The organism is Actinosynnema sp. NPDC050436 (genome assembly GCF_040655415.1).
GTDB lineage: Bacteria > Actinomycetota > Actinomycetes > Mycobacteriales > Pseudonocardiaceae > Actinosynnema.
On sequence record NZ_JBFAJV010000019.1, the window covers coordinates 1 to 18,679 of the forward strand.

The window sequence follows — 18,679 nt, forward strand, 5'->3', positions numbered from 1 at the left end:
GGTGTGCAAGCGAAGGGCGTGCTTGCACACCCTGGCAAAGCGCGGTTCGCTGCGCGCAGGCCACACGGGGAGAACACGACTCTGCGGGACCCTTGTGAGTGTGGGCGGTCGTATGTGGGTGTGAGTCGGTTGCCGGTGTGGAGTCAGCCCATTGCTGTGCCGGGCAGGGGGGTGGTGGCGGGGGTTATCCCTGCTGTTTTGCGCCAGCGAGTGGCGCGGACCGCTGATTGGGTGAGGGCGTCCAGGGCCGATTTTCTCTGGGGCTGGTCGTCTGTTCTTTCCAGTACGCCGCGCCAGGCTGCGCAGGCGTCCGTTTCCACGGCGATCAGCGCGGCGATCGCGGATGCGGCGCTGTCCACCGGTTGGGGTGGCAGGTAGGCCGGGGCCGGTGGCCTGGGTTGTGCCCCTGCGTCGCGCAGTGCTCGTTCCGTGGTGTCCCGGCGGGCTCGGTGGGCGTTTGCGCCTTCTGCCACCGCTGGGCCCTGTTGGTCGATGAACGCGCTGACCAGGCCGTAGGTCCAGACGGCGGCGTGTTCGGCGGCCAGGGCTTCTTGCAGGGCGTCCACGGCCGGGTTGGGCTGGTTCACGCGAGTGCCTCCAGCAGCGCCGCGCAGCCCGCCGAGACCGAGGCCAGGAGGCCCGCCCGGTGCGCCGGGGCGGTCAGGGTGAGGTCGGCGGCCTGCTTCTGCGCGGTTTGCAAACTGGTGACCAGGGCTTCTCTTGTCGGGTTCGCCGGTGGCTGGGGCGTCGACGGGGGTGGGGGCTGCGAGGTGGGGGTGCCGGGGACTTTGGGGGTGGCCCGGTCCACCTCCGCCTGGAGCTTGTCCGCCTGCTGCGTCCTCGCGGCGGCGGTCTCCGGTGCTCCCAGGGCCGTTGCCAGGGCGGCGTCGGCCCTGGCCGCGCTCACCAGGTCCGCCAGCGGGTCCGGTGGGGGTGGCTCCGGCGGGGGTGTGGTGCACGCTACTGCCAGGGGCGCGGTGGTGGCCGCCACCAGGAGTGCGCGCCTGCTGAGCGCCGTTCTTCCGATCACGTGTCCCGATCCTGCCAGAGCGCCGGTGATCGGCTGGGGGCGTGCGGGGTCTCCGGGACGAGATAGTCTGGGCGACCAACGGCCGGCGAGTGCAGCGTCGGCCGGGGTTGCCGTGCCCTTCTGCACCTGAAAGGAGTCACCACGTGTCCAGCCCGCCGCGCGGAGAACTCGCCGCGCAGCTAGCACCCGTCGTGCGGGAAGCGGTGGAGGCCATCGGCTTCGACCTCGAAACGCTCGACGTGAACCAGGCTGGGCGTCGCAGGCTGGTGAAGGTGGTCGTGGACGGCGACGACGGGATCGGGCTCGACGAGGTCGCCCTGGCCAGTCGTGCCGTGTCCGCCGCGCTCGACGCGAACGAGCACCTCATCGCAGGCCCGTACACGCTTGAAGTCACCTCGCCCGGTGCCGACCGGCCGCTCACCCGGCCCCGCCACTGGCGGCGTGCCCGGCTGCGGCTGGTCAAGGTCAAGCAGCCCGACCGGGTCGAGTGGTTCGGCCGGGTCGGTGCCGCCGACGACAGCGGCGTGACGCTGCTGGTCAAGGGTGAGCTCACGCGGGTGGAGTACCGCTCGATCGAGCGGGCCGTGGTCGAGATCGAGTTCAAGCAACCGCCCGTCGAGGAGCTCGCGCTCCTGGAGGGCTCTGCCCCGAAGGAGGAGTCGGAGTGAACGTCGACATCGCCGCACTGCGGGCGATCGAACGGGACAAGGACATCCCCTTCGACACCGTTCTGGAAGCCATCGAGACCGCGCTGCTGACCGCCTACAAGCACACCGACGGCCACCACTCGCACTCGCGCGTCGAGATCGACCGCAAGACGGGCGTGGTCCGGGTGCTCGCCCAGGAGGTCGGGCAGGACGGCGTCGTCAGCGAGGAGTGGGACGACACGCCGGAGGGGTTCGGCCGCATCGCCGCGACCACCGCGCGCCAGGTCATCCTCCAGCGCCTGCGCGACGCCGAGCACGAGCGGACCTTCGGCGAGTTCTCCGCCAAGGAGGGCGAGATCATCGGCGGCGTGGTGCAGCGCGACGCGCGCGCCAACGCGCGGGGCATGGTCGTCGTCCAGATCGGTGACACCGAGGGCGTCCTCCCGCCGGCCGAGCAGGTGCCGGGTGAGTCGTACGAGCACGGGTCCCGGCTCAAGTGCTACGTCGTCGGCGTGTCGCGCGGTGCGCGCGGCCCGCAGATCACGTTGTCGCGGACGCACCCGAACCTCGTGCGCAAGCTGTTCGCGCTGGAGGTCCCGGAGATCGCCGACGGCACCGTCGAGATCCCCGCCGTGGCACGTGAGGCAGGTCACCGTTCGAAGATCGCGGTGCGCTCCTCGGTGTCCGGCGTGAACGCCAAGGGTGCGTGCATCGGGCCCATGGGCGCCCGGGTGCGCAACGTCATGAGCGAGCTGGCCGGCGAGAAGATCGACATCATCGACCACTCCGACGACCCGGCCACGTTCGTCGGGAATGCCTTGTCACCGGCCAAGGTTGTGTCGGTTCGGGTGCTCGACGAGCGGGCCAAGACGGCCCGCGTGGTGGTGCCGGACTTCCAGCTCTCCCTCGCCATCGGCAAGGAGGGCCAGAACGCCCGGCTGGCCGCGCGGCTGACCGGGTGGCGCATCGACATCCGCAGTGACGCCGACGCCGGCGGGTCCGCTCCCGCAGGCGCGGCGACATCCGGTTCGGCTGATTGAGCGGCAGGAGATAGACTTCTCAGTGGTTCGACGTCGGGGATCGGTTTTCACGCACAACGGCCCGGTTCGTACGTGCATCGGATGCCGCACTCGGGCGTTGCCCTCCGAGTTGCTGCGCGTGGTGGTCGTGGACGGGGCGGTGGTCCCGGACACTCGCCGGAGGTTGCCCGGTCGGGGTGCTTGGCTGCACCCCGACGGTGGTTGCCTCCGCGACGCCGAGAAGCGACGGGCGTTCCCCAGGGCCTTCCGGGTCCAGGGGCCGCTCGACGCGGACCGGGTTCGCGGGCACCTCGAACAGCTCGGGAAACAGGTCGTGGGATCGCCTCACGGCCCGCAGGAAGCAAGGAAGCAGGTCGACCCGTCATGAGTCAGCCGTGAAGCTGAAGACATGAACGCGCGACGTTAAGACGAGGTCGACGGGACTGCCGCCGGCCTCATCACCAGAGGAGTGCAGTGGCAGGCAAGGCCCGCGTGCACGAGCTCGCGAAAGAGCTCGGTGTCACGAGTAAGGAACTGTTGACCAAGCTCGCCGACCAGGGCGAGTACGTGAAGTCCGCGTCCAGCACCGTCGAGGCACCCGTTGCCCGGCGGCTCCGTGACGCCTACGCGTCGAAGTCCGACGCCAAGTCCAAGTCGTCCGGTGCCCGTCCGGCACCCCCGAAGCCCGCCGCGCCCGCGCCGGCCGGCGACGCGTCGCCCGCCCGGCCGGCCGCTCCGGTCGGCAAGCCGGGTCCGCGTCCGGTGCCCGGTCCCAAGCCGGCCGCGCCGAAGCCCGCCGCGCCCGCGCCGAAGGCCCCGGCTCCGGTTGCCCCGGCAGCCCAGGCCGCTCCGGCGGCGCCGGCGGTGCCCTCGGCTCCCGCCCCCTCCGCCGCGCCGGCTCCGGCCCCGCAGCAGGGGCAGGGCGGTCAGTCCGGTCAGGGCGGCCAGTCCGGCCAGCAGGGTGCGCGGCCGTCCGGGCCCCGGCCCGGTCCGCGCGCGCCCCAGCAGCAGCCGGCCGCGGCGCAGCACAGCCCGTCCGTGGTGCCGCCGAAGCCGCAGGCGCCCAAGCCCGCCGGCGCGCGTCCGCCGCGTCCGGGCAACAACCCGTTCGGTGTCGGCGGCGGCGCTCCCTCGCCCCGCCCGCAGGCACCTCGTCCGCAGGCACCCGGTGGCGGTGACCGTCCCGAGCGCGGTGGCGACCGGGGTGGCTCGCCCAAGCCCGGCGACCCGCGTCCGGCCGGTCCGCGTCCCGGCGGCTCCGCCGGTTCCGGCGGCCCGCGTCCCAACCCCGGCAACATGCCGCCCCGGCCCAACCCGGGCATGATGCCCGGCCGCCCGGCCGGTCCCCGGCCCGGTGGCGGTGGCGGCGGTGGCCGTCCCGGCGGCGGCCCCGGCGGTGGCGGTCGCGGTCCTGGTGGTGGCGGCGGTCGTCCCGGTGGCGGCGGCGGTGGCGGTGGCTTCCGCGGCGGTCCCGGTGGCGGTGGCGGCGGTGGCGGCTTCCGCGGCGGTCCCGGTGGGGGCGGCGGCGGTGGCGGCTTCCGGCCCGGTGGCGGTGGCGGTGCCCCGGCCGGCGGTGGTGGCTTCCGCGGCGGCGGCGGTCGTCCCGGTGGCGGTGGCCCCGGTGGTCGCGGTGGCGCGGCCGGCGCGTTCGGCCGTCCCGGCGGTCCGGCGCGGCGCGGGCGCAAGTCCAAGCGCCAGAAGCGCCAGGAGTACATGGACAACATGCAGGCGCCGTCGGTCGGTGGCGTCCGCCTGCCCAAGGGCAGCGGCGAGACCATCCGGCTCCCGCGCGGCGCCTCGTTGACCGACTTCGCCGACAAGATCAACGCCAACCCGGCCTCGCTGGTGCAGGTGCTGTTCCACCTCGGCGAGATGGTCACCGCGACGCAGTCGGTGTCCGACGAGATCCTGGAGCTGCTCGGCTCCGAGATGAACTACGTCGTGCAGGTCGTGTCCCCCGAGGAGGAGGACCGCGAGCTGCTGGAGACGTTCGACATCACCTACGGCGAGGACGCGGGTGACGAGGACGACCTCCAGGTCCGGCCGCCGGTGGTGACCGTCATGGGTCACGTCGACCACGGCAAGACGCGCCTGTTGGACACGATCCGCAAGGCGAAGGTCGCCGAGGGCGAGGCGGGCGGCATCACCCAGCACATCGGCGCCTACCAGGTGCAGACCGAGCTGGAGGGCAACCCGCGCCTCATCACCTTCATCGACACCCCGGGTCACGAGGCGTTCACCGCCATGCGGGCCCGAGGTGCGAACTCGACCGACATCGCGGTCATCGTGGTGGCGGCCGACGACGGCGTCATGCCGCAGACGGTGGAGGCGATCAACCACGCCCAGGCGGCCAACGCGCCGATCGTGGTCGCGGTCAACAAGATCGACAAGGAGGGGGCCAACCCCGCCAAGATCCGCCAGCAGCTCACCGAGTACGGGCTGGTCGCCGAGGAGTACGGCGGCGACACCATGTTCGTGGACATCTCGGCCAAGCAGGGCATCAACATCGACGGCCTGCTGGAGGCGATCCTGCTGACCGCCGACGCCTCGCTGGACCTGCGGGCCAACCCGGCCATGGAGGCCCAGGGCGTCGCCATCGAGGCGCACCTCGACCGGGGTCGCGGTCCGGTGGCCACGGTGCTGGTGCAGCGCGGCACGCTGCGGGTCGGCGACTCGATCGTCGCCGGCGACGCGTACGGCCGCGTCCGCCGCATGGTGGACGAGCACGGCGACGACGTCACCGAGGCGACCCCGTCGCGGCCGGTGCAGGTCATCGGTCTGACCTCGGTGCCCGGTGCGGGCGACTCGTTCCTCGTCGTGGACGAGGACCGGGTGGCCCGGCAGATCGCCGAGCGCCGCCAGGCCCGCACCCGCAACGCGCTCAACGCGGCGCGTCGCAAGCGGGTCAGCCTGGAGGACCTGGACGCCGCGCTGAAGGAGACCAGCCAGCTCACCCTGATCATCAAGGGCGACAACTCCGGTACCGTCGAGGCACTGGAAGACGCGCTGATGAAGATCGAGGTCGGCGACGACGTCGAGCTGCGGGTCATCCACCGGGGCGTCGGCTCGATCACCGAGGGCGACATCAACCTGGCCGTCGCGGGTAGCGCGATCGTCCTGGGCTTCAACGTCCGGGCCGAGGGCAAGGCGACCGAGCTGGCGAACCGCGAAGGCGTGGACGTCCGCTACTACACGGTCATCTACCAGGCGATCGACGAGATCGAGCAGGCCCTCAAGGGGATGCTCAAGCCGGAGTACGAAGAGGTCCAGCTGGGCCGCGCGGAGGTCCGCGAGGTCTTCAAGTCCTCCAAGGTCGGCACGATCGCCGGTTGCATGGTCCTGTCGGGCGAGATCCGCCGCAACGCGCGGGCCCGGCTGCTGCGCGACAACAACGTCGTCCAGGAGAACCTGCCGATCAGCTCGCTGCGGCGGTTCAAGGACGACGCGACCGAGGTCCGCGAGGGCTTCGAGTGCGGTCTGACGCTCGGCAACTACGGCGACCTCAAGGTCGGCGACGTCATCGAGACGTTCGAGATGCGCGAGAAGCCGCGCGCCTGATCGTCGTGTCGGACGTGGGGGGCCGTCGCTTCGGCGGCGGCCCCCTCCCGAACCCCCGGGTGATGACCTGTGTACGTGGGTGCCCTTGAGCTGGACGTGCTGCTCGGCGACGTCCACTCGTTGAAGCAGAAGCGGTCCGTGGTGAAGCCCGTCGTGGCGGAGCTGCGACGCCGGTTCGAGGTGTCGGTCGCCGAGGCCGGGCACCTGGACCTGCACCGCCGCGCGCTGATCGGAGTGGCGGCGGTGGCCGCCGACGCCGAGCATGTCAGGGACGTGCTGGCCGCGTGCGAGCGGCTGGTGGCCGGACGTCCCGAACTGGAACTGCTCTCCGCCCGCCACCGCCTGGTGGGGCCGGAGGACGACTGAGCCGCCGTTCGCGGCGGCTGTGCACATGGAGGAGGGAGCGCCGTGGCCGACCAGGCTCGGGCGCGCAAGCTGGCCAAGCGGATCTCGCAGATCGTGGCCTCCGCGCTGGAACACGAGGTGAAGGACCCGCGACTGGCGCGGGTGACGATCACCGACACGCGGGTGACCGGCGACCTGCACGACGCGACGGTCTACTACACCGTGCTCGGCGAGAAGCTGGACGCCGAGCCGGACTTCGCGGGTGCCGCTGCGGCGTTGGAGAAGGCGAAGGGCGTGCTGCGCACCATGGTGGGGCAGCAGACCGGGGTCCGCTTCACGCCGACCCTGGCGTTCGTCACCGACACCGTGCCGGACGAGGCGCGGCGGATGGACGAGCTGCTGGCCCGCGCCCGCGAGGCGGACGCCGAGGTGGCGCGGATCGCGCACGGTGCCGAACCCGCCGGCGAGGCGGACCCGTACAAGCCTCCGCGTGAAGCCGACGAAGCCGACTAGCGTTCCGGGTGTGCCCAACGACCTGAACGCGCCGCTGCACTCCGCCGCCGACGTCCTGCGCGCCGCGTCCGACGTGACCCTGCTGGCCCACGTGAACCCGGACGCGGACGCGCTGGGCAGCGCGTTGGCGCTCGGGCTGGTGCTGCACCGCCTCGGCAAGTCCGTCCGGGTGTCGTTCGGCGCCCCGGACGAGGTGCCGGAGACGTTGCGCGACCTGGACGTGGCCGGGCTGCTGGTGCCCGCGTCGGCGGTGCCCGCCGCGCCCGAGGTGCTGGTGGCGCTGGACACGGGGTCCGTGGGCCGGCTGGGCCCGCTCGCCGACCGGGTGCCGGCGGCGGGCGCGGTGGTCGTGCTGGACCACCACGTGTCCAACCCCGGCTACGGCACGGTGAACGTGGTCGACCCCGCCGCCGAGGCCACCGCGCTGGTGGTGCTGCGGCTGCTCGACGTGCTCGGCGTCGAGCTGGACGAGCCGGTCGCCCGCTGCGTGTACGCGGGGCTGGTGACCGACACCCGGTCGTTCCGGCACGCGAGCGCGGCGACCCACCGGGTGGCGGCGCGGCTGCTGGAGGCGGGGGTGGACGCCGAGGCGGTCGCCCGGCCGCTGATGGACTCCCACCCGTTCGGCTACCTCGGGATGCTGGCCAAGGTGCTGGCGCGCGCCGAGCTGGTCGCCGACGCCGCCGGCGGGCGCGGGTTCGTGCACGCCGTGGTGACCCTGGACGACGCCGCCGGGTTGCGCCCGGAGGAGGTCGAGAGCGTGGTCGACCTGGTGCGCACGGCCGCCGAGGCCGAGGTGGCGGCGGTGCTCAAGGAGCTGCGGCCGTCGTCGTGGTCGGTGTCGCTGCGCGCGGTGGGCGCGGTGGACGTGCGCGAGGTCGCGCAACTGCTGGGCGGCGGCGGGCACCGCCTGGCCGCCGGGTTCACCGCCGAGGGCGACGCGGCGGACGTGCTGGCCCGGCTGCGGGCCGCGCTGGAGACCGTCGCCGGCTGAGGCCGGTTCCCGCCGGGCGGGAGTGTCGGTGCCCCGTGCGAGAGTGGTCCCCGGCTGGGCCGAACGGTCCACGCCGGGTGCGGCACGGGGGGTGTGGGGCGTGGACGAGCGGGTGCCCGCGCGGCGGGTGGTCGGGCTGGCCGCGCCCGCCCTGGGCGTGTTGGCGGCCGAGCCGCTCTACGTGCTGGTCGACACGGCCGTGGTGGGCCACCTGGGCGCGCTGCCGCTGGCCGGGCTCGCGGTCGGCGGCGTGCTGTTCACCCAGGTGGCGACCCAGTTGACGTTCCTGTCCTACGGGACGACGGCGCGCACGTCCCGGCTGTTCGGCGCGGGCCGCCGGGCGGACGCGGTGCAGGAGGGCGTGCAGGCGACGTGGCTGGCGCTCGTCGTCGGCCTGGTGGTGATCGGGCTGGGCCAGTTGCTGGCCGGGCCGGCCGCCCGCCTGCTCGCGGGCGACGAGGTGGCGGGGCAGGCCGTGGCGTGGCTGCGGATCGCCCTGTTCGGCGCACCGTTCGTGCTGGTCACGATGGCCGGCAACGGGTGGATGCGCGGCGTGCAGGACACCGTCCGGCCGCTGCGGTACGTGCTGCTGGGCAACGGGTTGTCGGCCGTGCTGTGCCCGGTGCTGGTGTACGGGGCCGGGTGGGGGCTGGAGGGCAGCGCGGTCGCCAACGTGGTCGCGCAGGTCGTGTCGGCCGGGTTCTTCCTCCGCGCGCTGGCCGCCGAGCGGGTGCCGCTGCGGCCCCGGCCGGAACTGGTGCGCGCGCAGCTCGGGCTCGGGCGCGACCTGGTGCTGCGCAGCCTGGCGTTCCAGGCGTGCTTCCTCTCGGCCGCGTCGGTCGCCGCGCGCACGTCGGTGGGTGCGGTCGGCGCGCACCAGGTCGTGTTGCAGCTCTGGACGTTCCTCGCGCTGGTGCTCGACTCGCTGGCGATCGCGGCGCAGGCCATCGTGGGGCAGGCGCTGGGCGCGCACCGGCCGGAGCAGGCGAAGCGGTTCGCCCGGCAGGTGACCGGTTACGGGCTGGTGTTCGGCGTGGTGCTGGGCGGGCTGTTCGCGGCGTTGGCCGGGGTGATCCCGCCGCTGTTCACCTCCGACCCGGCGGTGCTCGGCGAGGTGCCGCACGCGTGGTGGTTCTTCGTGGCGCTGCAACCGGTGGCCGGGGTGGTGTTCGCGCTGGACGGCGTGCTGCTCGGCGCGGGCGACGCCGGGTTCCTGCGCACCGCCACCCTGCTGTCGGCGGGCGTCGGGTTCCTGCCGCTGATCTGGGCGTCCCACGTGTACGGGTGGGGGCTGGTCGGGATCTGGACCGGGCTGTCCGCGTTCATGGTGCTGCGCCTGGTCACGCTGCTCGCGCGGACCCGTTCGGGCAGGTGGGCGCGGGTGGGCGCGATGTGGTGAGGCGCACTGTGCGGAATTGTTAACAGAAGGCAAGTGTTCCCGATGGACGTAGTGCCGCCGCAGGAACACGAGGAGCTTCGCCGTGCCGGTCGACCGTGCCACCAGACGAGCGTGGCTGATCTGGTCGACCGCCGTCGTCGTCTACGTCGCCGCCCTCTTCCACCGCACCTCGCTCGGCGTCGCCGGGCTGGAGGCCGCCGACCGCTTCCACGTCGGGCCCGCCGCGCTCGGCACGTTCACCGTGCTGCAGATCGGCCTCTACGCCCTGATGCAGATCCCCACCGGCCTGCTCGTCGACCGGTTCGGCCCGCGCCGGGTGCTGGTCGCCGCCGCGCTGCTGATGGGCCTGGGGCAGGTGATGTTCGCGCTCGCCTCCTCCTACCCGCTGGGCCTGGCCGCGCGCGCCGTGCTCGGGGTCGGCGACGCGATGACGTGGGTGAGCGTGCTGCGCTTGGCCGCCGCCCACTTCCCGCCGCGCCGGTTCACCGTCGTGATGTCGCTGTCCGCCGCGCTCGGCGGCGCGGGCAACCTGGTGGCCACCGTGCCGCTGACGCTGCTGCTGGCGGGCACCGGCTGGACGGTGACCTTCCTCATCGCGGGCGCGGCCACCGCCGCCTACTCGGCCGTGGTCGCGTGGCGGGTCCGCGAGGTGCCCGACGGCGTCGTGCCGCCGCCCGTCGAACCGGTGCCGCTGCGCACCGTGGCCAGGCGGGTGGTCGCGGCCTGGTCCGTGCCCGGCACGCGGCTGGGGTTCTGGGTGCACTTCGCGTCCATGTCCACGCCAGCGATGCTCGGCCTGCTGTGGGGCTTCCCGTACCTGGTGGAGGCGCAGGGGATGAGCCGCCCCGACGCGTCGGCGGTGCTCAGCCTGCTGGTGGTGGTCGGGATCGTGGCCGGGCCGCTGATCGGCGCGGTGATCGCGCGCCGGCCGGAGTGGCGGATGCCGATCGTCGGCTGGTTCCTCGCCGCCGCGCTGGTCGGTTGGGCGGTGCTGCTCGGCTGGCCCGGCGGGGTGCTGCCGCCGGGCGTGCTCGCGGTGGTCTTCGGCGTGCTGGCGGTCGGCGGGCCGACGTCCGGCGTGGCGTTCGCGCTGGTGCGCGACTACAACCCGCTGCACCGGGTGTCGACGGCGACCGGCGTGGCGAACGTCGGCGGGTTCGCCGCGATCACGTTCACCGCGTTCGCGGTCGGCGTGGTGCTGGACCTGGTGGACGGCCTGCCGGTCGCGCAGGCGTACCGGATCGCGTTCCTGACCGTGGTCTCCGTGCTGGTGCTGGGTGTGTGGCGGACCGCCGTGTGGTGGCGCCGGGCCCGCGCCGAGGTGTTCGCGGCGCAGCGGCGCGGGGAGCAGGTGCCGGTCCAGTTGCGTCGCCGGCGTTGGGACGTCCTGGCCGAGGCTTAGGATGTGCGGTCGTGTCCGCCTCATCTTCCGCTGTGCAGCCAGGTCTGGTCGTCGTCGACAAGCCGGACGGCATGACCTCCCACGACGTGGTGGCCAAGGTCCGCCGCATCCTCGGCACCCGCAAGGTCGGGCACGCGGGCACGCTGGACCCGATGGCGACCGGCGTGCTCGTGCTCGGGGTCGAGCGGGCCACCAAGCTGCTGGGCCACCTGGCGCTGGACAGCAAGGCGTACCTGTCCACGATCCGCCTGGGCTCCTCGACCACCACCGACGACGCCGAGGGCGAGGTGCTGTCCACTTCGGACGCCTCGGGCGTGCCGGAGGAGGCGATCCGCGCGGGCGTGGCGAAGCTCACCGGCCCGATCCAGCAGGTGCCCAGCGCCGTGAGCGCGGTGAAGATCGACGGCAAGCGGGCGTACGCGCGGGTGCGCGACGGGGAGACCGTGGAGATCCCGGCCCGCCCGGTGACCGTGCACCGGTTCGACGTGCTGTCCGTCCGGCGCGAGGGCGCGGCGACGGAGCTGGACGTGATGGTGGAGTGCTCGTCCGGCACCTACGTCCGGGCGCTGGCCCGCGACCTGGGGGCGGACCTGGGCGTGGGCGGCCACCTGGCGGCCCTGCGCCGGACCCGGGTGGGGCCGTTCGACCTGCGGGTGGCGAAGACGCTGGCCCAGTTGGAGGGTGCGCCGGGCCTGTCGCTGGACCTGGACGAGGCGGTGTCGAAGGCGTTCCCGCGCCGGGAGATCGCGCCGCGCGAGGCCGTCGCCCTGTCCCACGGCCGGCGCCTCGCGGCGGGCGGCTTCGAGGGGACCTACGGCGTGTTCGGCCCGGACGGCCACGTGGTCGCGCTGGCGAAGGACGAGGGCCCGGTCGCCAAGCCCCTGGTGGTGCTGACCCCCGCCGGCTGACCTCGGCAGGCCGGGCGGTGTCACCCGGCCGGGCTGCGGAGGCCCCTGACGGAGGTACCCACGCCGCCGCCGGCCGCCCTACCGTGGGCCGCATGGCGAGATGGGTGTGGCCGACCGCCGCCGGCGTGGTGACCTCGGCGACCGGCGTCGTGATCAACCTGGCCACCGACCAGGTCGGCAACCCCTGGACCTGGATCGCGGTGGTGCTGCTCACCGCAGCGGGCGTGTTCGTCGGCCTGGCCGCGCAGCGCGCGGACGCCGCGCCGCCCGGCGAGGTGCACAACACCATCACCGGGACCGTCCACGGCAGCGCCGTGCAGGCCGGCACGCTCGGCGCGGTCACGCTGAACTCCGGCGCGGTGAGCGCCGGCTCCACCGTCAGCCAGACCGCGACCGCCCGCGACGGCAGCACGGTCCACCAGGCCGGTCGGGACGTCCGGCACGAGACCGGGCCCGGGTTCGGGCAGGACACCCGCCACGACCGGGGGCCGTGACGCGCCCCACCGCCGGCGGTCACCTCCGGCCGGCTCCCGGCGGGCCCGTCCCCGTAGGCTGCACCCCGTGCAACGGTGGCGAGGCTTGGACCACCTGCCCGGCGGGTGGGGTCGGTGCGTGGTGACGATCGGCGTGTTCGACGGGGTGCACCGGGGCCACCAGGCGCTGGTCGGCCGGGCCGTCGAGCTGGCGGCGGAGAAGGGCGTGCCGTCGGTCCTGATGACGTTCGACCCGCACCCCTCCGAGGTGGTGCGGCCGGGCAGCCACCCCGCCCAGCTCACCAGCCTGCGGCAGCGCGCCGAGCTGGTCGAGGGCCTGGGCGTGGACGTGTTCTGCGTGGTGCCGTTCACCGCCGAGGTGTCCCGGATGCCGGCGGCCGAGTTCGTGCACGAGATCCTGGTGGACCGGCTGCACGTCGCGTCGGTCGTGGTGGGCCAGAACTTCACGTTCGGCAGCAAGGCGGCGGGCAACGTCGACCTGTTGCGCGCCTTGGGGCAGCGGTTCGGGTTCGGGACCGAGGGGGCGGACCTGGTGACCGACGACGGGGTCACGTACTCCTCGACCTACATCCGGGCGTGCATCGACGCCGGCGACGTGGAGGCCGCCGCCCACGCGCTGGGCCGGCCGCACCGGCTGGAGGGGATCGTGGTGCGCGGCGACGGTCGCGGCAAGGAGCTGGGGTTCCCGACCGCGAACCTGTCCACCACGCGCTTCGCGGCCGTGCCCGCCGACGGCGTGTACTCCTGCTGGTTCATCCACGCCGGCGGTCGCCGGCTGCGCGCGGCCGTGTCGGTCGGCACGAACCCGACGTTCTCCGGGCGCGAACGCCGGGTGGAGGCGTACGTGCTCGACGTGGACGAGGACTTCTACGGCCAGCGGGTCGCGCTGGACTTCGTGGCACGCCTGCGCGCCATGGAGCGCTACGACACCGTCGAAGCGCTGCTGGACCAGATGCACAAGGACGTGGCGGAAACGCGGGACATCCTGCCGGGGGCCGGTGCGTGACGCGTTGAACCACCTGGGTGGAACGGGGCGTACGCCCGCCACTTACCTGGCAAGATGCCTGTCACGTCCAAGCCGGTCAGGGGAGAGGCGAAGGTGGAGGACCACAAGATCGTCCAGCGCAACCTCGCGTTGCAGCGGGAGTGGTACGGAGAGCCCCTGGGGGACCGGGTGCGCCGGCTGGTGGTGGCCTTCAACGTGTCCCAGGCCCAGCTCGCGGACGTGCTGGGGATCAGCGCGCCGATGCTCAGCCAGGTGATGAGCGGACGTCGGGCCAAGATCGGCAACCCGTCGGTGCTCGCCCGGATGATCATGTTGGAGCGCAAGGTCCTCACCCCCGACGTGGCGACGGGCGCACCCGAGGCGTTGCAGCGCGCGCTGGACGAGGTGCGCGACTCCAAGCCCACGGTGAGCCGCGACTCGCTGCCGGTCAACGGCGCCGACGACGAGGCCGCCGTCATCCCGTTCCTGCGCCGCGTCGCCGACCGCCGGGAGCTGTCCCAGGCGGCCGACGTGCTGGGCGAGGACTTCCCGGCGCTGGCCGACCTGCTGCGCCGCGCGGGCAAGGGCCGCGACTCCTGAGGCTGTTCACCGGCGTGTTCCCGCCCGCCGACGCCGTCGCCGAGCTGGACGCGCACCTGAGTCCGCTGCGCGCCGCTCACCCCGGGCTGGGCTGGACCGCCCCGGACCGCTGGCACGTGACGCTGCGCTTCCACGGCGACGCCGCCGAACCGGCCGGCCTGCTCGACGCGCTGCGCGGCCTGCCCGCGCCGACCCTGCGCCTCACCTCCTCCGGCACGTTCCCGGGCGTGCTGTGGATGGGGGTGCGCGGCCCGCTCCGACCGCTGGCGGAGGCGGCCGGGGCGGCGGGCGACTGGCGTCCACATCTGACGGTGGCCCGCGCGCGCCGGCGCGCGGATCCGCTGCCGCAGGTGGGTTTCGACGGTCGCGAGTGGACCGTGACGGAGGTCGCACTGGTGCGCAGCCGCCCGTCGGTGGGGTACGAGGTGCTGGAGCGGGTGCCCTTGACCACGCCAAACGGGTAGTCGTCGGCGACTACTGGTAACCTCGACAGTTGGGTCTGGCTGCGGTCCGTGGCGGCCACGACCGTCTACCCCCGGCAACGGGGCCGCACGGAACATCACATCGGGTACAAGGAGTAGCGGAACCGTGGCACTGACCACCGAGCAGAAGAAGACGATCCTCGCCGAGTACGGCGTCCACGACTCGGACACCGGCTCCGCCGAGGCGCAGGTCGCGCTGCTCAGCAAGCGCATCGCGGACCTGACCGAGCACCTCAAGCAGCACAAGCACGACCACCACTCGCGTCGTGGTCTGCTGCTGCTGGTGGGCCGCCGTCGCCGGCTGCTCAACTACCTCCAGAAGGTGGACATCCAGCGCTACCGGTCGCTGATCCAGCGGCTCGGCCTGCGCCGCTGACCACCGCCGAGGGGGAGCGACCGGTCCGGTCGCTCCCCCTCGGCGCAGCACCGCGACGCGCGTCGACGCGCGTCGAGCAGGACAAGAGAAAAGACGAGGGACGCACGCGCGGCGCACCGGGACGACTTGATCGCCGGTCCTCGGTAGTGGCCCCCTGGCCCGAGACGACAACCAGGGGACTTCGATCGAAGACCGGCCTCGTCCGACCCGCGATCCCGCGCCCGTGCGCGCTGCGGCCCGCATGACGAGGAGTTCTGACACACATGACCGAAAACGAGGTCCACGAGACTTCAGCCGTGATCGACAACGGTCGGTTCGGCACCCGCACCATCCGCTTCGAGACCGGCCGGCTGGCCCGCCAGGCGGCCGGCACCGTCGTCGCCTACCTCGACGACGAGACCATGCTGCTGTCCGCCACGACGGCGTCGAAGCACCCGAAGGAGCACTTCGACTTCTTCCCCCTCACGGTGGACGTCGAGGAGCGCATGTACGCGGCGGGCCGCATCCCCGGCTCGTTCTTCCGCCGCGAGGGTCGCCCGTCGACCGACGCGATCCTGACCTGCCGGCTGATCGACCGGCCGCTGCGCCCCTCCTTCGTGGACGGTCTGCGCAACGAGATCCAGGTCGTCATCACGGTGATGAGCCTGAACCCGGCCGACCTGTACGACGTCGTGGCGATCAACGCCGCGTCCGCGTCCACGCAGCTCGCGGGCCTGCCGTTCTCCGGCCCCATCGGCGGCGTCCGGGTGGCGCTGATCGAGGGCCAGTGGGTGGCGTTCCCCACCCACGAGCAGTTGGAGAAGGCCGTGTTCGACATGGTCGTCGCCGGCCGCACGGTCGGTGACGACGTGGCGATCATGATGGTCGAGGCCGAGGCCACCGAGCGCGTGATCGACCTGGTCGCCGAGGGCGCGCAGGCCCCGACCGAAGAGGTCGTGGCGGCGGGCCTGGAGGCGTCCAAGCCGTTCATCAAGGCGCTGTGCGAGGCGCAGGCCCAGCTCGCCGCGCACGCCGCGAAGGCGACCGGCGAGTTCCCGACCTACCCCGCCTACCAGGCCGACGCCTTCGAGGCCGTCGAGCAGGCCGGTTCGGCCGACCTGGCGCAGGCGCTGACGATCGGCGGCAAGCAGGAGCGCGAGTCCCGGATCGACGAGATCAAGGCGTCGGTGCTGGAGAAGCTGGCCGCGCAGTTCGAGGGCAGGGAGAAGGAGGTCGGCGCCGCGTTCCGCTCGCTGACCAAGAAGTTGGTGCGCGGGCGCATCCTGCGCGACAAGGTCCGCATCGACGGTCGCGGCCTGACCGAGATCCGGTCGCTGTCCGCCGAGGTCGAGCTGATCCCGAGGGCGCACGGCTCGGCGCTGTTCGAGCGCGGCGAGACCCAGATCCTGGGTGTCACCACGCTGAACATGCTGCGCATGGAGCAGCAGATCGACTCGCTGTCCCCCGAGACGCACAAGCGCTACCTGCACCACTACAACTTCCCGCCGTACTCCACCGGTGAGACCGGTCGGGTGGGCTCGCCCAAGCGCCGCGAGATCGGCCACGGCGCGCTGGCGGAGCGTGCCCTGGTGCCCGTGCTGCCCAAGCGCGACGAGTTCCCGTACGCGATCCGCCAGGTCTCCGAGGCGCTGGGCTCCAACGGCTCGACCTCGATGGGCTCGGTCTGCGCGTCCACGATGTCGCTGCTCAACGCCGGCGTCCCGCTGAAGGCCCCGGTCTCCGGCATCGCCATGGGCCTGGTCTCCGACGAGGTCGACGGCAAGACCGAGTACGTGGCGCTGACCGACATCCTGGGCGCGGAGGACGCGTTCGGCGACATGGACTTCAAGGTCGCCGGCACCAAGGAGTTCGTGACCGCGCTCCAGCTCGACACCAAGCTCGACGGCATCCCCTCGGAGGTGCTCGGCGCGGCCCTGAACCAGGCCCGCGACGCGCGCCTGACCATCCTGGAGGTCATGGCCGAGGCCATCGATCGCCCGGACGAGATGAGCCCGTTCGCGCCGCGCGTGACCTCGGTGAAGATCCCGACCGACAAGATCGGCGAGGTGATCGGGCCCAAGGGCAAGATGATCAACTCGATCACCGAGCAGACCGGTGCCGACATCTCCATCGAGGACGACGGCACGATCTACGTCGGTGCGGCGGACGGCCCGTCGGCCGAGGCCGCGATCGGCCTGATCAACGCGATCGCCAACCCGCAGCTGCCGAAGGTGGGCGAGCGCTTCCTGGGCACCGTGGTGAAGACCGCGGCGTTCGGCGCGTTCGTCTCGCTGCTGCCGGGCAAGGACGGCCTGATCCACATCTCCAAGCTGGGCAACGGCAAGCGCATCGGCAAGGTGGAGGACGTCGTCAAGGTCGGCGACAAGCTCCGGGTCGAGATCGCCGACATCGACCAGCGCGGCAAGATCAGCCTCGTCCTGGTGAACGAGGACGCGGACGCCGCCCCGGCGCAGGACTCCGCTCCCGCGCAGGACGCGGCCCCGGCGCAGGACACCGCCCCGGCCGAGTCCTCGGCGCAGTGACCACGAGCGTCAACGGGACGGCCGCGGGTGCCTCGGGCACCCGCGGCCGTCCGCTTCCCAGCAGGCTCGGGCACCTCCAGCGGCCCGGCAGCACCCGCGTGCTGGAGCAGAGCGCGACGGGCGTGACCGTGCGCCGCAGCGTGCTGCCCTCCGGCCTGCGGGTGATCACCGAGCAGATCCCCGGCGTGCGGTCGGCGTCGGTCGGGCTGTGGGTGCAGGTCGGGTCGCGCGACGAGCGCGCCGAGGTGGCGGGGGCGGCGCACTACCTGGAGCACCTGCTGTTCAAGGGCACCGCGAACCGCTCGGCGGCGGCCATCGCCGAGGAGATCGACGCGGTCGGCGGCGAGCTGAACGCGTTCACCGCCAAGGAGCACACCTGCTACTACGCGCACGTCCTGGACGAGGACCTGCCGCTGGCGCTGGACCTGGTGTGCGACGTGGTGTTCGAGGCGCTGTGCGAGCCGCGCGACTTCGAGACCGAGCGCGGCGTGGTGCTGGAAGAGATCGCCATGCGCGACGACGACCCCGAGGACCTGCTGCACGACGCGTTCCTGGACGCGATGCTCGGCGAGCACCCGCTGGGCCGGTCGGTGCTGGGCTCCGAGCGGTCCATCCAGGACATGGAGCGCTCGGCGCTGTTCAGCTTCTACAAGCGCCGCTACACGATGCCCAGGATGGTGCTCGCGGTGGCCGGCAACGTGGACCACACCCACGTGATGCGCTTGGCGCGCAAGCAGATCGGGGAGCGGCTGGGTCGCACCGGGACGCCGGTCGCGCCGCGCGTGGGCCGGGCCCGCATCCCCGGCGCGCGCAAGCTCGTGCTGCACTCCGACGACACCGAGCAGGCGCACCTCATGCTGGGCGTGCGGGCGGTGGACCGGCACGACGAGCGCCGGTTCGCGCTCAACGTGCTCAACGCCGCGCTGGGCGGCGGCATGAGCTCCCGGCTGTTCCAGGAGGTGCGGGAGCGGCGCGGCCTGGCCTACCAGGTGTACTCGTCGGTGGGCCTGTACGCCGACACCGGCACGTGGTCGGTGTACGCGGGCTGCCAGCCCGACCGGTTGGGCGACGTCGCGGGAGTGGTGCGCGACGTGCTGTCGGTCGTGGCGTCGGGCGGGCTGACCGACGCGGAGGTGGCGCGGGGCAAGGGCCAGCTGCGCGGCGGTCTGGTGCTGGGCCTGGAGGACACCAGCTCCCGGATGTCGCGGGTGGGCAAGGGCGAGCTGAACTACGGCGACTACCTGTCGGTGGAGCAGACCCTGGCGCGCATCGACGAGGTGACGGGCGAGGACGTCGCCGCCCTGGCGCGCGAGTTGCTGCGACGCCCCGTCGCCGCCGCCGTGGTGGGCCCTTACGCTCACGCCGACGATCTGCCGTCCCAGGTGCACGAGGTGATCTCTTGAGC

19 protein-coding genes are annotated in these 18,679 nt (G+C 73.1%); 17 read left to right on the top strand and 2 right to left on the bottom strand.

Translation table 11 applies throughout. From position 1 onward, the window contains the following. Positions 1-143 precede the first annotated feature (143 nt). The gene (locus tag AB0I60_RS32580; protein WP_360736726.1) at positions 144-587 is read right to left on the bottom strand and encodes a ferritin-like domain-containing protein; all 444 of its coding nucleotides are present in this window, start codon (positions 585-587) and stop codon (positions 144-146) included. Beyond that, positions 584-1,030 (bottom strand): hypothetical protein, encoded by a 447-nt coding sequence (locus tag AB0I60_RS32585; RefSeq protein WP_360736728.1) that lies wholly within the window; start codon positions 1,028-1,030, stop codon positions 584-586. Before AB0I60_RS32585 ends, AB0I60_RS32580 begins: the two co-directional genes overlap by 4 nt. 143 nt (positions 1,031-1,173) lie before the next feature. Here AB0I60_RS32585 and rimP point away from each other — a divergent pair, with 143 nt between their 5' ends. From rimP to AB0I60_RS32670, 17 genes are all read left to right on the top strand, one after another. Next, positions 1,174-1,698 carry a ribosome maturation factor RimP gene (gene rimP, locus AB0I60_RS32590; RefSeq protein ID WP_360736731.1) on the top strand — a complete coding sequence of 175 codons (525 nt, stop codon included), beginning with the start codon at positions 1,174-1,176 and terminating at the stop codon, positions 1,696-1,698. Then, entirely contained in the window at positions 1,695-2,717 is a 1,023-nt protein-coding gene (gene nusA / locus AB0I60_RS32595) for a transcription termination factor NusA (RefSeq protein ID WP_360736733.1), read from the top strand. Before rimP ends, nusA begins: the two co-directional genes overlap by 4 nt. A gap of 22 nt (positions 2,718-2,739) precedes the next feature. After that, positions 2,740-3,084: a YlxR family protein gene (locus AB0I60_RS32600; RefSeq protein ID WP_360736735.1), complete on the top strand. Its 345-nt coding sequence runs from the start codon at positions 2,740-2,742 to the stop codon at positions 3,082-3,084. Positions 3,085-3,170: 86 nt separating this feature from the next. Then, a complete protein-coding gene (infB, locus tag AB0I60_RS32605; RefSeq protein ID WP_360736738.1) occupies positions 3,171-6,254 on the top strand; it encodes a translation initiation factor IF-2 in 3,084 nt (1,027 codons plus the stop codon). Positions 6,255-6,323: 69 nt separating this feature from the next. Beyond that, positions 6,324-6,620 carry a DUF503 domain-containing protein gene (locus AB0I60_RS32610; RefSeq protein ID WP_041315031.1) on the top strand — a complete coding sequence of 99 codons (297 nt, stop codon included), beginning with the start codon at positions 6,324-6,326 and terminating at the stop codon, positions 6,618-6,620. Positions 6,621-6,662: 42 nt separating this feature from the next. Beyond that, the gene (gene rbfA / locus AB0I60_RS32615) at positions 6,663-7,112 is read left to right on the top strand and encodes a 30S ribosome-binding factor RbfA (protein WP_360736740.1); all 450 of its coding nucleotides are present in this window, start codon (positions 6,663-6,665) and stop codon (positions 7,110-7,112) included. Between the two features lie 10 nt (positions 7,113-7,122). Continuing rightward, complete coding sequence (locus AB0I60_RS32620; RefSeq protein ID WP_360736743.1) at positions 7,123-8,106, top strand: bifunctional oligoribonuclease/PAP phosphatase NrnA; 984 nt, start codon at positions 7,123-7,125, stop codon at positions 8,104-8,106. A 100-nt stretch (positions 8,107-8,206) separates the two neighbouring features. Beyond that, positions 8,207-9,505 carry an MATE family efflux transporter gene (locus AB0I60_RS32625; protein WP_360736745.1) on the top strand — a complete coding sequence of 433 codons (1,299 nt, stop codon included), beginning with the start codon at positions 8,207-8,209 and terminating at the stop codon, positions 9,503-9,505. 82 nt (positions 9,506-9,587) lie between these two features. Then, positions 9,588-10,907 (top strand): MFS transporter, encoded by a 1,320-nt coding sequence (locus AB0I60_RS32630; RefSeq protein ID WP_360736747.1) that lies wholly within the window; start codon positions 9,588-9,590, stop codon positions 10,905-10,907. A gap of 11 nt (positions 10,908-10,918) precedes the next feature. After that, entirely contained in the window at positions 10,919-11,815 is an 897-nt protein-coding gene (truB, locus tag AB0I60_RS32635) for a tRNA pseudouridine(55) synthase TruB (RefSeq protein ID WP_360736749.1), read from the top strand. 92 nt (positions 11,816-11,907) lie between these two features. Beyond that, a complete protein-coding gene (locus AB0I60_RS32640) occupies positions 11,908-12,309 on the top strand; it encodes a hypothetical protein (protein WP_360736751.1) in 402 nt (133 codons plus the stop codon). A 67-nt stretch (positions 12,310-12,376) separates the two neighbouring features. Next, on the top strand, positions 12,377-13,315 hold the full coding sequence (locus tag AB0I60_RS32645; protein ID WP_360736754.1) for a bifunctional riboflavin kinase/FAD synthetase: 939 nt from the start codon (positions 12,377-12,379) through the stop codon (positions 13,313-13,315). A 93-nt stretch (positions 13,316-13,408) separates the two neighbouring features. After that, entirely contained in the window at positions 13,409-13,894 is a 486-nt protein-coding gene (locus tag AB0I60_RS32650) for a helix-turn-helix transcriptional regulator (protein ID WP_360737021.1), read from the top strand. 14 nt (positions 13,895-13,908) lie between these two features. Next, entirely contained in the window at positions 13,909-14,358 is a 450-nt protein-coding gene (locus AB0I60_RS32655; RefSeq protein ID WP_360736757.1) for a 2'-5' RNA ligase family protein, read from the top strand. A gap of 124 nt (positions 14,359-14,482) precedes the next feature. Continuing rightward, positions 14,483-14,752 carry a 30S ribosomal protein S15 gene (gene rpsO / locus AB0I60_RS32660; protein WP_015104318.1) on the top strand — a complete coding sequence of 90 codons (270 nt, stop codon included), beginning with the start codon at positions 14,483-14,485 and terminating at the stop codon, positions 14,750-14,752. Positions 14,753-15,015: 263 nt separating this feature from the next. Then, on the top strand, positions 15,016-17,274 hold the full coding sequence (locus AB0I60_RS32665; protein WP_360736761.1) for a polyribonucleotide nucleotidyltransferase: 2,259 nt from the start codon (positions 15,016-15,018) through the stop codon (positions 17,272-17,274). Next, positions 17,271-18,677, top strand: a complete 1,407-nt coding sequence (locus tag AB0I60_RS32670) for a pitrilysin family protein (protein WP_360736764.1) — start codon at positions 17,271-17,273, stop codon at positions 18,675-18,677. The genes AB0I60_RS32665 and AB0I60_RS32670 overlap by 4 nt, the downstream gene beginning before the upstream one ends. Positions 18,678-18,679: the final 2 nt, after the last annotated feature.